The organism is Xanthomonas cassavae CFBP 4642 (genome assembly GCF_000454545.1).
Taxonomy (GTDB): domain Bacteria; phylum Pseudomonadota; class Gammaproteobacteria; order Xanthomonadales; family Xanthomonadaceae; genus Xanthomonas; species Xanthomonas cassavae.
This window is the reverse complement of record NZ_CM002139.1, coordinates 598,677-599,842: the sequence shown is the minus strand read 5'-3', so window position 1 is coordinate 599,842 and position 1,166 is coordinate 598,677. Positions and strand designations below refer to the sequence as shown.

The 1,166-nt window shown below is 63.7% G+C and carries 1 protein-coding gene; it reads right to left on the bottom strand.

Annotated features, from left to right (window positions below):
* Positions 1-137: 137 nt before the first annotated feature.
* Positions 138-1,100, bottom strand: coding sequence for an IS5 family transposase (locus tag XCSCFBP4642_RS30960; protein ID WP_029218204.1), 963 nt, complete (start codon positions 1,098-1,100; stop codon positions 138-140).
* Between the last annotated feature and the right edge of the window lie 66 nt (positions 1,101-1,166).

Genomic DNA, 1,166 nt, shown 5'->3' with positions numbered 1-1,166 from the left:
GGCAACGCTGATCAAGTAGTCGCAACGGCCAGCGAACTGGCCGATCCGGCTCATGACGCACTTGGATCTACGATCAGCCGTCCTTCCATGCCCGTTTCCGGGCGCTGCGGGCCGCTTTTGCGGCCCCGCAGGCGCAACTATCCCGCCAAACGCACCCGCGCCAGGTACAGGTTCGCCAGGCCCAGGGCCACGAAGCAGCGGTTCGCGTTCTTGTCCAGCCCGCGATAACGCACCTTGGCAAAGCCCCACAGCCGCTTCACCACCGCGAACACGTGCTCGACACGGGCACGGATCTTCGACTTGTTGCGGTTCCGCTGGCGCTGCACCTCATTCACTTCGCCACGCTTGCGAACCCGCTGGTTGGTGAAGTCCCGGGCGTGCGGTGCATGCGTGCCGATCAGCGCCTTCTGGCTGGCGTAGGCGCTGTCTCCATAGACCCGGCGTTCCTCCCCGTGCAGCAGGTCTCCCAGCAGGTGCTTGTCATGCACATTGGCCGCCGTCACCGCCGCGCTATGCACCAGGCCGTTACGACTATCCACGCCGATGTGCAGCTTCATCCCGAAGTACCACTGCTGCCCCTTGCGGGTCTGATGCATGTCCGGATCGCGGGCCTTGTCCGCATTCTTCGTCGAACTGGGCGCGCCGATGATAGTCGCATCCACGATGGTGCCCGTGCCCACCTTCAGGCCACGTGCTTCCAATTCCCGGTTCACTTGCAAGAACAGCTCCGCCCCCAGCTCGTGCGTCTCCAGAAGGCGACGAAACTTCAGCAGTGTCGTCGCGTCCGGAACCCGCTCGCGGCCCAGGTCGATCCCCACGAACCGCCGCAGCGCCGTGCTGTCCAGTAGCGCTTCCTCGCAGGCCTCATCGGCCAGATTGAACCAGTGCTGCACCAAATACATCCGCAGCATCCGTTCCAGGCCGACCGGCGGCCGGCCATTGCCTGCCTTCGGATAGTACGGCTCGATCACCGCGCACAGTGCCGACCACGGCACGATCTGCTCCATCGTCGACAGGAACACATCCCGGCGCGTCGGCCGACGATGCTGCTCGAATCCACTGCCCTGATCGGCCGCCATCGCCAATGTCTGCTGTTTCATCGGTCGTTCCGATTTGAAGGAAGGGGCATATTTTCTCCGATAGGGACCGACTTGATCAGCGTTGCC

Coding starts and splice junctions, on each gene's coding strand:
- XCSCFBP4642_RS30960 (WP_029218204.1), bottom strand. CDS start 1,100: ATGAAACAGCAGACATTGGCGATGGCGGCCGATCAGGGCAGTGGATTC.